Origin of the sequence: Streptomyces galbus, assembly GCF_005280195.1 — a bacterium.
Taxonomy (GTDB): Bacteria; Actinomycetota; Actinomycetes; order Streptomycetales; family Streptomycetaceae; genus Streptomyces; species Streptomyces galbus.
On the sequence record NZ_SZPR01000019.1, the window covers coordinates 1 to 12,696 of the forward strand.

Annotated in this window: 11 protein-coding genes and 1 rRNA gene; 5 read left to right on the plus strand and 7 right to left on the minus strand. The window is 72.1% G+C overall.

Translation table 11 applies throughout. The features are described from left to right. The first annotated feature begins 10 nt into the window (after window positions 1-10). Together rrf and E4U92_RS23220 are read left to right on the plus strand one after the other, a co-directional pair. Window positions 11-127, plus strand: a 5S ribosomal RNA gene (rrf, locus tag E4U92_RS23215). Between the two features lie 107 nt (window positions 128-234). Next, complete coding sequence (locus tag E4U92_RS23220; RefSeq protein WP_137302397.1) at window positions 235-789, plus strand: GNAT family N-acetyltransferase; 555 nt, start codon at window positions 235-237, stop codon at window positions 787-789. Window positions 790-792: 3 nt separating this feature from the next. Here the strand turns inward: E4U92_RS23220 and E4U92_RS23225 are convergent, their stop codons facing one another. The 6 genes from E4U92_RS23225 to E4U92_RS23250 form a co-directional block, all read right to left on the minus strand. Then, window positions 793-2,262, minus strand: a complete 1,470-nt coding sequence (locus E4U92_RS23225; protein ID WP_137302398.1) for a type IV secretory system conjugative DNA transfer family protein — start codon at window positions 2,260-2,262, stop codon at window positions 793-795. Window positions 2,263-2,299: 37 nt separating this feature from the next. Then, on the minus strand, window positions 2,300-3,715 hold the full coding sequence (locus E4U92_RS23230; RefSeq protein ID WP_137302399.1) for an ATP-binding protein: 1,416 nt from the start codon (window positions 3,713-3,715) through the stop codon (window positions 2,300-2,302). Between the two features lie 8 nt (window positions 3,716-3,723). Further along, on the minus strand, window positions 3,724-5,283 hold the full coding sequence (locus E4U92_RS23235) for an SCO6880 family protein (RefSeq protein WP_137302400.1): 1,560 nt from the start codon (window positions 5,281-5,283) through the stop codon (window positions 3,724-3,726). Further along, window positions 5,280-6,635 carry a hypothetical protein gene (locus E4U92_RS23240; RefSeq protein WP_137302401.1) on the minus strand — a complete coding sequence of 452 codons (1,356 nt, stop codon included), beginning with the start codon at window positions 6,633-6,635 and terminating at the stop codon, window positions 5,280-5,282. The genes E4U92_RS23235 and E4U92_RS23240 overlap by 4 nt, the downstream gene beginning before the upstream one ends. Continuing rightward, entirely contained in the window at window positions 6,625-7,488 is an 864-nt protein-coding gene (locus E4U92_RS23245; protein ID WP_137302402.1) for a DUF8175 domain-containg protein, read from the minus strand. Before E4U92_RS23245 ends, E4U92_RS23240 begins: the two co-directional genes overlap by 11 nt. Before the next feature lie 177 nt (window positions 7,489-7,665). After that, window positions 7,666-7,974 carry a hypothetical protein gene (locus E4U92_RS23250; RefSeq protein WP_014673544.1) on the minus strand — a complete coding sequence of 103 codons (309 nt, stop codon included), beginning with the start codon at window positions 7,972-7,974 and terminating at the stop codon, window positions 7,666-7,668. 353 nt (window positions 7,975-8,327) lie between these two features. Between E4U92_RS23250 and E4U92_RS23255 the strand changes: the two genes are divergently transcribed. From E4U92_RS23255 to E4U92_RS23265, 3 genes are all read left to right on the plus strand, one after another. Then, window positions 8,328-9,074, plus strand: a complete 747-nt coding sequence (locus E4U92_RS23255) for a trypsin-like serine peptidase (protein ID WP_137302403.1) — start codon at window positions 8,328-8,330, stop codon at window positions 9,072-9,074. A gap of 69 nt (window positions 9,075-9,143) precedes the next feature. Next, on the plus strand, window positions 9,144-10,151 hold the full coding sequence (locus E4U92_RS23260; protein ID WP_229862589.1) for a C40 family peptidase: 1,008 nt from the start codon (window positions 9,144-9,146) through the stop codon (window positions 10,149-10,151). A gap of 192 nt (window positions 10,152-10,343) precedes the next feature. Then, window positions 10,344-11,054: a phosphatase PAP2 family protein gene (locus E4U92_RS23265; protein ID WP_137302404.1), complete on the plus strand. Its 711-nt coding sequence runs from the start codon at window positions 10,344-10,346 to the stop codon at window positions 11,052-11,054. 40 nt (window positions 11,055-11,094) lie between these two features. Here E4U92_RS23265 and E4U92_RS23270 read toward each other — a convergent pair whose 3' ends face one another. After that, on the minus strand, window positions 11,095-12,675 hold the full coding sequence (locus tag E4U92_RS23270; protein ID WP_137302405.1) for an FAD-binding oxidoreductase: 1,581 nt from the start codon (window positions 12,673-12,675) through the stop codon (window positions 11,095-11,097). Window positions 12,676-12,696: the final 21 nt, after the last annotated feature.

The following is a 12,696-nucleotide window of genomic DNA, read 5'->3' on the forward strand; positions in this document are numbered from 1 at the left end:
TTCATAGTGTTTCGGTGGTCATGGCGTAGGGGAAACGCCCGGTTACATTTCGAACCCGGAAGCTAAGCCTTACAGCGCCGATGGTACTGCAGGGGGGACCCTGTGGGAGAGTAGGACACCGCCGAACAATTCTTATAAGAAGCCCCGTGCCATTCGGCACGGGGCTTCTTTGCGTTATATGAGGTGAAGCTTGCCCGGGTCGGGTACTACCGTGGCCACGTGAGTACTAGGGACATGACAAAGACGGGCTTCGTCGTACGGACCGTACGGGCGGAGGAGTGGGCCGCGGTCAAGGGGCTGCGGCTGGTCGCGCTGCAGGACCCCGTCGCGCACCTGGCGTTCCTGGAGACGTACGAGCAGGCCGTCGCCAGGCCCGACGAGTTCTGGCAGGGGCGGGCGGCCGGCGCCGCCGACGGGGCCCCCGGGGCACGGCAGTTCGTGGCCGAGGCGCCCGGAGGGGACCTGGTGGGCACGCTGACCGTGCTCATCGAGGAGGCCGGCACCGTCGACTGGGCCGGCTTCCCCGTCGAGCGACGGCAGGGGCATGTGGTCGGGGTCTATGTGCGGCCGGAGTGGCGGGGCGGTGGCGTGAGCCGTGCGCTGTTCGACGCCGGGCTGAGCTGGGCCTGGGACAGTGGCGTGGAACGGGTGCGGCTCATCGTGCACGAGGAGAACGGTGTCGCCCAGGCGCTGTACCGCCGGGTCGGGTTCGTTCCCAGTGGCGTGACCGTGCCGTTGGGCGACGGTGGGGACGAGACCGAGCTGGAGTTCGTGCTCGAGCGGTCGTAGCGCTCACACCGGCAGTTCGTCGTGCGGCCAGCGGGTGCGGGCCTGTTCGCGGGAGCGGAGCAGGGCCAGGGTGGGCAGGCCGCGGTCGGTGCCGGTGGCGAGCAGGGCCGGGAGCTGGGGGATCGGGGCCACGGCGGCCACGTCGTCCAGGACGAGGGTGAGTGGTGGGTCGAGCCGACCGGAGGATGACCGTTCGGCCATGCGCCGGCCGTGCTCGACCACGCTTGCGGCGAGGGCCGTCAGGAAGGGCATCGCGCCCGGCGTCGTCCGGGGGTCCTCGAGGGACTCGCCCACTACGTAGAGGCTGCCCCCTTCGTCGATGAAGGAATCCAGCGCCAGGGCGTCCGTTCGGTTCGGGGTGCACGCCTCACGGATGTTGACCATGGTGAGCGCGGACAGGGCGCGGGTGGCCAACTCCTGGGCGATGTCCCGGCGTTCCGCGTGGGCGGTGAGGGCGGCCTCCAGTTCGCCGGCGGAGCCGGAGGCGGCCTTCGGGTTCGTACGGAGGATGCGGACGGCGTCCTGGACCTGGGTGCCCTGGGACCAGCGGTGGACGTGGCGGATGGTGCGGCCGTCCACGGCGGCGGCGTGCAGATAGCTGCGCAGCAGGGTCTCGGCGGTGTCGCTGACGGCCTGGTCCAGGCGGGATGCGGGGCGTACGGGGGCGAGGAGGGCGGCGGCTCGGTGCGCTGCGGTGTTCCTGTCCTCGCAGCCGCTGGTGGGGGACCAGTGGAGGCGGGCCGGGGTGTCGCAGAGGTGGGCCGGGTCGTAGACGTGGACCGGGCCCAGCTTGGCGCGGGCGTCCTTGGTGGACTGCCAGAGGGCGGGGTTGGAGGTGACGACGAGGGCGGGGCCCTCGGCGTCGCGGACGGCCTGGGCCGCGGTGAGCTCGCGCGCCTCCCGGGGGGCGTAGAGCACCGTGCCCTCGGCGCGGTGGGTCTCCCAGCCGGTCACGGGTTCGCCCTGGGGCGGGGGTGCGGCCGGCGGCTCCGCCGGTTCCTCGACAGTCGTCCGTGCCGGAGGTGCGAGCACCTCGGTGACCTCCTGGACCTCCTGTCGGGGGTGCGGTACCGGCTCCGGCGGGCGCTCCGGGCCCAGCTTCCTGCGGGCCCGTACCGCCCGCCACCTCGCCAGGGTGCCCATCGTGAACACCGTCAGGACGAACAGGATCATGAGCTGGCCGATGAGCAGGCCCCAGAAGAGGCCGTAGCCGGAGAGCGCCCCGGTGGGGGCGTCGGGCCAGGCGCCCGGGATGTCGTGCGGCCGGCCGATGAGGTGGCGCATGGCCAGGGGGGTGTGGGTGAAGGTGACGCCGTCGGGCCAGGCGCCGTGGGAGAACAGGGCCGCCAGGCCGGTGGCCGTCCACACCAGCAGGGTCATGCCGAGGAGGAACGCGAGGAAGCCCAGCAGCAGTCCGTCGGGGACACCGCCCTGGGCGCCCCGGCGGTCGGGGCCGTCGTCGACCGGTCTCACGGCTTCCTCGCTCTCCGGGCTCTTTCCTGTACGTCCGTTACGCCACCGTCGACTCGGAGTCGCCGAGGTGCTGTTCCACGAAGGCGGCCGCGCGCTGTTCCGCCTCCAGTTCGGCGGCGCGCAGGGCGTCGTCGTTCCGGAGGAGGTCGCTGGAGGACTCCGTCATGGCGCGGTCGGTGAAGACCAGCGGGCGTTCCGTCTCGGTGATCAGGTGTTTGACCACCTGGACGTTGCCGTTGACGTCCCACACCGCGATGCCGGGGGTGAGGGTGGGGATGATCTCCACCGCCCAGCGGGGCAGGCCCAGGACGCGGCCGGTCGCGCGGGCCTCGTCGGCCTTCTGGGCGTAGATGGTTCTGGTGGACGCCATCTTGAGGATGGCCGCCGCCTCCTTCGCCGCCGCTCCGTCGACCACGTCGGACAGGTGGTGGACCACCGCCACGAAGGACAGGCCGAGGCGTCGGCCGAACTTCAGCAGGCGCTGGAAGAGTTGGGCCACGAAGGGGCTGTTGATGATGTGCCAGGCTTCCTCGACCAGGAAGATGCGCTTCTTGCGGTCGGGGCGGATCCAGGTGTGCTCCAGCCAGACGCCGACGATCGCCATGAGGATCGGCATGGCGATGGAGTTGCGGTCGATGTGGGACAGGTCGAACACGATCAGCGGGGCGTCGAGGTCGATGCCGACCGTCGTCGGGCCGTCGAACATGCCGCGCAGGTCGCCGTCGACCAGGCGGTCCAGGACCAGGGCGACGTCCAGGCCCCAAGCGCGGACGTCGTCCAGGGCGACGTTCATGGCCTCGGCCGAGTCCGGTTCGGGGTGCCGGAGCTGGTCGACGATGTCGGTCAGGACGGGCTGGCGGTCGACGATCGTCTCGTTGACGTAGGCGTGGGCGACCTTGAGGGCGAAGCCGGAGCGCTCGTCCAGGCCGTGGCCCATGGCGACCTCGATGATCGTCCGGAGCAGCGCGAGCTGGCCGGTCGTGGTGATCGACGGGTCGAGCGGGTTGAGGCGGATGCCGTGGTTCAGGGCGGCCGTGGGGTCCAGGCGGATGGGGGTTATCCCCAGCTCCTCGGCGATGAGGTTCCACTCGCCGACGCCGTCCTCGCCCTGGGCGTCCAGGACGACGACCTGGCGGTCGCGGAAGCGGAGCTGGCGCAGGACGTACGTCTTCTCCAGGGCGGACTTGCCGTTGCCGGACTCGCCCAGGACCAGCCAGTGGGGGGCCGGCAACTGCTGGCCGTAGAGCTGGAAGGGGTCGTAGATGTAGCCCTTCCCGGAGTACACCTCGCGGCCGATGATGACGCCGGAGTCGCCGAGGCCGGGGGCGGCCGTGGGCAGGTAGACGGCCTGGGCCTGGCCCGTGGAGGTGCGCACCGGGAGGCGCGTGGTCTCGACCTTCCCGAAGAGGAAGGACGTGAACGCTTCGGTGAGGATCGACAGGGGGTCCCGCATGGGTGGCCCTACCTTCGGATGCCGGTGGCGAACGGGAGGGTGTTCACGAAGGCGCGGTGGTGCTCGCGGTCGCACCACTCCAGCTTGAGGTACGACTTGCCGGCCGAGGCCCTTATCGTGCGCTTGTCGCGGGCGAGTGCCTCCGGGGTGCGGGACGAGACCGTGATGTAGCCGACCAGGTTGACGCCCGCCGCGCCGCTCGCCAGGTCCTCGCCGCGCTGGTCGAGGCGGCTGTTGGCGGCGACGTCGCGGGGGTCGACGGTGCGGTTGAGCTTGGCGGCGCGGGACGCCTCGGCCTCGTCGTTGGTCTTCTCGGTCAACATGCGTTCGATGGCCACCTCGGTGGGTTCGAGGTCCATCGTGACGGCGACCGTCCGGATGACGTCCGGGGTGTGGACGAGCAGCGGGGCGAGGAAGTTCACGCCGACCGGGGTCATCGGCCACTCCTTCACCCAGGCGGTGGCGTGGCACCAGGGGTGGCGGGTGGCCGACTCGCGGGTCTTGGCCTGGAGGTAGGTGGGCTCCATGGCGTCCAGTTCGGCCGGCCAGGCGTTGCGCCGGGTCATCGCCTGGATGTGGTCGATGGGGTGGTCCGGGTCGTACATGGAGTGGATGAGCGAGGCGAGGCGGCCCTGGCCGAGGGGCTGGCGGACACGGATGTCCGCCTCCTGCAGGCGCGAGCAGATGTCGGTGAGCTCGCGGGCCATGACGACGGCGAGGCCGGCGTCGCGGTCGAGCTTGCGGCCGTTCTGCGGGCGGGCGGCGCGGGCCATGGCGTGGGCCTCGGCGGCCAGCTCGCGGGAGTAGTGCATGCAGGCGACGAGGTAGGCGCGGTGCTGCTCGCTGCTGGTGGACACCATCGACTGGAGCTGGTCGTACGACTGCTGCAGCCAGCCCGGGGACCGGTCGTCGCCGCGCTGGGCGACGTCCTTGGCGTGGGCGTCGGGGTCCGCCGGGAGGGTGCGGGCGAGCATCTGCAGGCGGGTGACGAAGCCGTCACCGTTGGCCACGTGCTTGAGCAGGGTGCCGAAGCGGTCGACGAGGGCTTCCTGGTCCTCGCTGTCGCGCAGGCCGACGCCGGGGCCCTCGATCTCGATGGCGGCGGTGACGGTGCGGCGGTCGGCGTGCAGCAGGACGGCGATCTCGTCGGGGCCGAAGGGCGCGGCCAGCCAGCTGATGCGGCCGATGCCGGGGGGCGGGGGGACCTCGACCTCGCGCCCGTCGAGGCGGGTGCCGGCCTCCATGGCGGCGGAGCGGTAGACGGTGCCGCGGCGCAGGGTGCGCTTGTAGCTGCGGTTGATCTCGAACCACTTGTAGAACGTGCGGTGCTTGTACGGCACGTAGACCGCGGCGAGCGCGGTCAGCGGGAAGCCGGTGAGCAGCACGATGCGCAGGGCGAGGACGGGGACGAGGAGCCCGCACATCATGCCGAGGAACGCGCCCGCGACGATCAGCGCGATCTCGCCGGTCTCGCGGTTGCGGCCGATGATCGCGTTCGGCCGGGCGCGGCCGATCAGATATGTACGGCGGGGCGTGACCGGATGGGACACGTGGGACTCGGTCGTCAACGCCCTTCACCTCCCGTGCGGTTGGTACTGCTGTTGCGGGTGTTGCCGGCGTGCGGGGTGTTGATGGGGCTGCTCGCGCGGGGTGCGGGTGCGGCGGAGGGGACGGTTCCGCCGCCCGTGCCGCCGGTGGCGGGGCGGGTGCTGTGGGCGGCGATGCCGCCGGCGGTGGTGTTGGCGGGGCGGGGCGCGCCGGAGGACGAGCCGCCGCCGTTGCTGTCGGCGCGGGTGCTGTGGGTCTTGATGCCCTGGGCGACCAGGGACGCGGGCGAGGAGATCACGGCGGCGGCCTTGTTCTCGGCGCCCTGCATGATGCGGTTGTTGCGGGAGTTGGCGATCTCGTCGCCGAAGCCGGGGACGAAGCGGTAGATCATCGCGCTGGCGAAGATGGCGAGCAGGATGATGGCGAGGCCGGAGACGACGGCGGAGAACGCGCCGGGGCCGTCGTTCGAGGACAGGGCGCCGGCGAGGCCGAGGACGATCACGATGACCGGCTTGGCCAGGATGACGGCGATCATGATGCCGGCCCAGCGGCGGACGTGGCCCCAGAGGTTCTTGTCGACGAGGCCGGCGTAGACGACGGTGCCGAGGAGGGCGCCAACGTAGAGCAGGGCGGCGCGGACGACGAGTTCCAGCCAGAGGACGCCGGCGGCGAGGATGCTGACCAGGGACACCACGATCAGCATGATCGGGCCGCCGCCGATGTCCTGGCCCTTGGCGAGGGCGCCGGAGAAGGTGCCGAAGAACGTGTCGGTCTGGTCGCCGGTGGCCTTCGCGAGGACCTCGCTGACGCCGTCCGTGGCGGAGACGACCGTGTACAGGATCAGCGGGGTGAAGGCGGAGGCGAGGACGGTCAGCCAGAGGAAGCCGATGGCCTCGGAGATCGCGGTCGTCAGGGGGACGCCGCGGACGGCGCGCTTGGCGACGGCCAGGAGCCACAGCAGGAGCGTGAGGATCGTCGAGGCGGCGAAGACGACGGCGTACTGCTGGAGGAACTTGGCGTTGGTGAAGTCGACGTTGGCGGTCTCCTTCACGGCCTCGCTGAGCTTGCCGACGGTCCAGGAGGCGGCGTCGGCGCAGCCGCGGGCGAGCGAGGACAGGGGGTCGAGGGTGTCGGAGACGCCGGGGTTGGTGGTGGTGCCCGAGGTGCCGTTGCCCTTTTCGCAGTACTTCTTGGCCTGGCCCGGGATCAGCGAGCAGTCGAGGCTCTGGGACGGTGACGGCCCGCCGGAGGGCGTGGGGGAGGGGTCCGGCGTGGGCAGCGCGAAGGCGCGGGTGGCCAGCAGGACGGCCGTGGTCTGGACGGCGGTCACGGCACCGGCGAGCGTGAGCACGCGGCGGGGGTTACCGGGCATACGTGAACCCTCCGTACTCCTCGATGGCCTTGCTGATCTCGTCGGAGGTGGCCGCCTTGTCGTCGCCCGGGACCGGGGAGGGGCCGTCCGTCTGGGTGTCGGTGACGACCTTCCAGTCGCCGTCGGCCCAGCGCAGGTCGAAGGTCCAGGTCTTCCACGACGTGGTGACGGGGTCGGTGGAGTTCTGGCCGGACATGCCGATCAGTCCGACGTACCAGACCGAGACCTGGGCGCTGGTGTCGGTGTAGGCGAGCACGGTGGTCCCGGCCGGGATCACGCGGGAGACGAACGTGTTGCCCTGCGGGGCGTTGCCGGCCGCGTCGAGGCCCATCTTGGCGAGGAAGGCGGCGGAGTACGCCTGGTCGAGGGCCGTGCGGAGCCGGGAGGCGGCGTCGGTGGTGTAGACGGCGTCGACGATGGTGTGCCGGGTGGCCGGCTGGAACATGCCGGTCGAGCCGAGCGCGACGGCGTAATTGGCCGCGGCCGACTGGGCGCCCTCCTGGCTCCGCGCGAAGCCGGCCGGGATGCCCGCGCCGCTCTTCGTCCGCACCGGCTGCGCCCCCGAGGCTGCCGTAGGGGCCGCCTTCTGGTTGGGTCTGCCGGTGTCGGGCGAGCCTGCTGAGCCGTCTCCGCCGCGGTTCGCGAAGGCGATCGCCGCGATGAGGAGGACGACCACGCCGACCACCGTGACCATGCTGCGCGAGGAGGAGCGGCCGCCGCGGCGGGCGCCGCCGTACGGGTCGTTGTCGGGGACGCGCAGGCGGGTCTGGCCGCCTCCGCCGCCGTAGACGTACCCGCCGTCCTCGCCGGCGCGGGCGGGCTCGCCGTAGCCGTGTTCGTCGCCGGGACTCATGCCCTGTCCGCCCCCTCGTTGCCGTACCGGAACGCGTGGTAGTACGACGGTAGCCGTGCTGGTTCCCGCGCGGGCGCGGTGTGGTGACTCGACATCAGGGAAACGCAACCTCAGCCGGTGGGCACGACGGGTGGGTGGGTGGAGGGGGCCGGGCGTGCCCGGGGTGCGGGGGAGGGGCTACACCGCCATGCCGTACACGATGGTGAACAGCGTGCCGAGCGATCCGATGATGAAGACGCCCGTGAGGCCGGCGATGATGAGGCCCTTGCCCTGTTCGGCGCTGAAGGTGTCGCGCAGGGCCGTGGCGCCGATGCGCTGCTTCGCCGCGCCCCAGACCGCGATGCCGAGGCAGAGCAGGATGGCCACCGCCATCACGACCTCGATCATCACCTTCGCCTCGTTGCCCAGGCTGCCGAAGGGGCCCCAGTCCGGAGCGATCCCGCCGATGATGGTGTTGATGTCTCCCTTGTCGGCCGCAAAGAGCATGTAAGTCACCGCCCCTGGTGGGTAGTTCCGCACGGCCCCTGCCGGTGTGCAGAGGTCACGCCTCATTCTCGCCGACAACGACGGCGTCGGATGTCGACTTGACGTCATTGATGGACTGGATTCGTACGAATACCACCGTACGGTTACTCTGTGTATCACGGAGGTTCACGCCGGGCAACGAGATCTGGGCGGAACCTGTGGTGTGGTTCCGTCGTTGACCCCTCTTCACGGCCGTTCCGTTTTCTGACGGCCGGTCGGGTGAGCCCCCGCCGTTCGATGGTCTCATGAGGCGTCAGGTCCCTTCCGCGTCCGGTCTGACGGTTCTCTCACCTTCGTGCGGCACAGTGCACCCGATGAAGCGAACCGCCTGGATCGCCGCGGCCGCGCTGCTGGCCGCGCCCTCCGCCTCCGCCGCCGTGGCCGACGACGGGCCCGGCCCCCTCGGCGTGACCGTCGTGGCGTCCGCCGGGCGCCCGTTCGCGCGGGTCGGGGCGCTGTTCGGCGCCGACCGCGCGGGCCACCTGGCCGGCGGGCACTTCTGCACCGCGTCCGTCGTGCACTCCCCGCACCACGACCTGGTGGTGACCGCCGCGCACTGCCTGGACGGCAGCGACGGAACGGCCCTGGTGTTCGTGCCGGGGTACCGGGACGGGAGGGCGCCCTACGGGATCTGGCCCCTGCGGCGGCAGTTCCTGCCCGGCGGGTGGGCCGCGGGAGGGGACGAGGACAGCGACGTCGCGTTCGGCGTCCTCGGCCCGGTGCGCGGGCGGGAGGTGGAGGACGTCGTCGGGGCGTACCGGTTCGTGGCCGGGACCGCCGTCGGGGCCACCGCGGTGACGCTCACCGGCTACCCCGACGCCCGTGAGGCGCCCGTGACGTGCTCCAACCGGCCCCGCGCGCACGGCGTCAGCCAGCAGCGCCTGGCCTGCCCCGGCTTCACGGGCGGCACGAGCGGGAGCCCCTGGGTGAACGGCGACGGCGAGGTCGTCGGGGTGCTCGGCGGGCACGAGCGGGGCGGCACCACCGCCGGCGTCTCCTACAGCGTCGTCCTGGGCCGCGAGGCGACCGCGCTGTACCGGGAGGCCGCCGCCGACCCGTGAGTGATCGTTCCCAGGTGAGGGCCCCGCCTCTACACTGACCGAGGCGGACTCCCGGACGGTGAAGGGCGGTTGACGGTGCGTAAGGCGTGGATCGTGGCGACCGCCGCCGTGGGCGCCGGTGCCGCCTTCGTGATGGTGCTCGTCGTCGGCGTGTACATGGTGGCCGGGAACATGGTGAACGGCGTCGGCTCCGGCACCCGGGCCCTGGCCAAGGGGTCCGTGCCCGCCGCCTACCAGGCCATCGTGCAGAAGTGGGGCAACCTGTGCCCCGCCATCAACCCGGCGCTGCTGGCCGCCCAGCTCTACCAGGAGAGCGGGTTCAACCCGCGCGCCCAGAGCGGCGCCGCGGCGCAGGGCATCGCGCAGTTCATCCCGGGCACCTGGGCCACGCACGGCGTCGACGGCGACGGGGACGGCGACCGCGACGTCTGGGACCCGCGCGACGCCATCCCGTCGGCCGCGTCGTACGACTGCTCCCTGGCCTCCTACGTCAAGAGCGTGCCGGGGAACATCACCGAGAACATGCTCGCCGCGTACAACGCCGGGCCCGACGCCGTCATCCGGTACGGGGGCGTGCCGCCGTACAAGGAGACGCGCAACTACGTCCGGATCATCACCTCCCTCGAGGACTCCTTCGCGGCGCCCGTCGGCCGGCTCGGCCCGACCCAGCAGGCCGCCGGTGCCATCTCCTACGCGCAGACCAAGCTCGGCACGCCCTACCTGTGGGGCGGCAACGGCACGGCGGACCAGGGCGGGCGCTTCGACTGCTCGGGCCTGACGAAGGCCGCCTACGAGAGCGTCGGGATCACGCTGCCCCGCGTCGCCAACGACCAGTACAACGCCGGTCCGCACCCCTCGCGCGGCGAGCTGCTCCCCGGCGACCTGGTGTTCTTCTCCGACGACCTGACCAATTCCCGGGCCATCCGGCACGTGGGCATCTACGTCGGCGGCGGTTACATGATCGACGCGCCGCGCACCGGCGCCGTGATCCGCTTCGACCCGATCGACACCAGGGACTACTTCGGGGCGACCCGGGTCACCCAGGATGGCGCGAACGCGTTGCCCACAACTGTCTGAAATCCTGTCGGTCCGACCGCTCTGAGCTGCGACGACGTATCTCTCTTCGATAACGTCTGCGTGATCATTCAGTGGAGAGTGGAACGTATCAAGCGGGGCCGTGCGTTCCTGTTGACGTACGACATCGACCACGGGGGTGGGCGAGCCGGCGCACCGTGTGCCGGGCGGAACACGACGAAGGGGCCGCGCACCATGGCTGGACTCGCCGAATCCGGGTCGAACCCCGACGTCGACCTGCTCTACGACATCAACGGGCTGGCCAAGGACGCGCCGCACTGGTTCGACCGCGTCGTCGAGTTCGTCGGCGAGTACGGACTGCTGCTCGCCATGGTGCTGCTCGTGCTCTGGTGCTGGGCGGGCGTGCGGCGGCGGGCCGGCTCCGGGGAGGAGGCCGCCTCGTCGGTGGCCGCCCTGGTGTGGGCGCCGCTGGCCGCGGGCATCGCCGTACTGGTCAACGTGCCCATCCGCGGCTTCGTCGAGCGGCCCCGGCCCTTCCGCACCCACCAGGGGCTCGACGTCCTGGTCTCCGGGAAGACCGACTACTCCTTCGTCAGCGACCACGCCACCCTCACCATGGCCATGGCCGTCGCGCTGTTCGTCGCCCACCGCAGGTTCGGGCTCGTCGGCATAGGGCTGGCCCTGCTGGAGGGCTTCTGCCGCGTGTACATGGGCGTGCACTACCCGACCGACGTGGTCGGCGGGTTCGCGCTCGGCACGGCCGTCGCGCTGCTGCTGTCGCCGCTCGCCTCGGCGCTGCTCACCCCGCTGCTGAAGGCCGTCGAGCGGTCCCCGCGCGTCGGCGGGCTGGTGCGCAGCCGGTCCGCCCGCCTCGCCACCCGCGACGCGGTGGTCGCGGGCGCCCCCCGCGAGGCCACGGCCGAGGACCGGGACCTGGCGGCCTGAGCGGCACCCGCGCCCGCCGTGCCGTGGGCGCCCCGAGTCCCTACACGGACTGCGGGAAGGTGAAGAAGCGGTTCGGGTCGTACTGCTTCTTGAGCTGCGTCAGCCGGGCCGCCGCGTCGCCGTAGTACGCCTTCTTCCAGTCCGTCAGGGTCGGGTCCGCGTAGTTCTGGTACGCCGCACCCGACGCGTACGGCTTCATCGCGCGGTGCGCCGCCGTCAGCCAGGACTGGGCCGACGTCCCGGCCGTGCCCGCCTTCCAGGACACCAGGTACTGGGCCAGCATCCGGGAGCGGCGGTGCACGAAGGCCGTCGCCGTCGGCGCGACGCGGTTCACGGCGCCGCCCAGCGCGGTGAGCGTGATGCTGCCGCCGCCACCGCGCACCGCCTTGGTCTGCGCGAGCAGCGCCTGGATCCCGGCCGCCGACAGCGAGCGGTCGAAGAAGTCGGAACGGGCCGCGTACGTCTCCCGGCCCAGCGCGCCCTGCGGGGAGCGGCCCGGGGTCGAGCCCGGCAGGTGGCACTGGGCGTCGGCGGCGAACGAGGAGCAGCCGGCGTAGGCCTCCATGGCCTGCTCGTAGGAGCGGCGGCGCAGGGAGACGCTGGTCGCCGGGGCGCCCACGCGGTCGGCGAGGCGGTCGACGGCGTTCTGGAGCTGGCCGTAGGTGCCGATGGAGAAGGCCGCGACCGCGATCCTGGGCGTGCCGCCCGGGGTGTTCTCCAGGTGCAGCGAGGACCAGATCTCGTCGGGCTGGGAGGGGCCCCACTCCTGCCAGGCCCGCACCACCGCGGCCGCCCGCGACCAGGGCCAGGTGAGGTACCCGGTGACCGCCTGCGGCGCGGGGTGGGTGCGGAAGCGCAGCTCGGTGACGACGCCGAAGGTGCCGTTGCCCGCGCCGCGCAGCGCCCAGAACAGGTCCTTGTTCTGGGTGGCGTTCGCCACGAGCTGCTTGCCGTCCGCGGTGATCAGTGTGGCCTGGGTGAGGCTGTCGCAGGTCAGGCCGTAGGCCCGGGAGACCACGCCGTGGCCGCCGCCGAGGACGAGGCCGGAGACGCCGACCGTGGGGCAGGAGCCGGCCGGGATCGTCACGCCCTTGGCGGCCAGCGCCCGGTAGACGTCGATGAGCTTGGCGCCGGCGCCGACGACGGCCTCGCTGCCGCTGACCCGGACCCGGCTGAGCCGGGAGACGTCCACGATCAGCCGTCCGTCGCCCGAGGACCAGCCGGCGTAGGAGTGGCCCCCGTTGCGGATGGCGACCTTGGTGCCGTGGGCGCGGGCGAACGACAGGGCCGTGCGGATGTCGTCGGGGTGGGCGACGTAGGCGACGGCGGCGGGCTTCAGGCCGTCGAAGCGGGTGTTGTAGAGCTGGTGGGCCGTCTTCCAGGACGCGTCGCCGGGGCGGACCAGCGGGCCGTCGAGGTCGCGGGCGAGCGCCGACCAGGTGGCCGGTGCGGCGGCGCCGCTCGCGGTGAGCGCGGTGATGCCCCCGGAGGAGGCGGAGCCCCGGGGTGTGCCGCCGCCCGCCGGGTCCGAGCCGCCGCGGGTGCTGTCGCCGCCCTTGCACCCGGCCGTCACGGCCGCCGTGAGCGCGGCGGCGCCGCCTATGAACGTACGCCGTTGCATGGTCCGTCCCTGGTGTGGTGC

Excerpts from the sequence above, each read along its gene's own strand:
- E4U92_RS23220 (WP_137302397.1), top strand. The coding sequence starts at position 235 with ATGACAAAGACGGGCTTCGTCGTACGGACCGTACGGGCGGAGGAGTGG.
- E4U92_RS23230 (WP_137302399.1), bottom strand. The coding sequence starts at position 3,715 with ATGCGGGACCCCCTGTCGATCCTCACCGAAGCGTTCACGTCCTTCCTC.
- E4U92_RS23240 (WP_137302401.1), bottom strand. The coding sequence starts at position 6,635 with ATGCCCGGTAACCCCCGCCGCGTGCTCACGCTCGCCGGTGCCGTGACC.
- E4U92_RS23245 (WP_137302402.1), bottom strand. The coding sequence starts at position 7,488 with ATGAGTCCCGGCGACGAACACGGCTACGGCGAGCCCGCCCGCGCCGGC.
- E4U92_RS23250 (WP_014673544.1), bottom strand. The coding sequence starts at position 7,974 with ATGCTCTTTGCGGCCGACAAGGGAGACATCAACACCATCATCGGCGGG.
- E4U92_RS23255 (WP_137302403.1), top strand. The coding sequence starts at position 8,328 with ATGAAGCGAACCGCCTGGATCGCCGCGGCCGCGCTGCTGGCCGCGCCC.
- E4U92_RS23265 (WP_137302404.1), top strand. The coding sequence starts at position 10,344 with ATGGCTGGACTCGCCGAATCCGGGTCGAACCCCGACGTCGACCTGCTC.
- E4U92_RS23270 (WP_137302405.1), bottom strand. The coding sequence starts at position 12,675 with ATGCAACGGCGTACGTTCATAGGCGGCGCCGCCGCGCTCACGGCGGCC.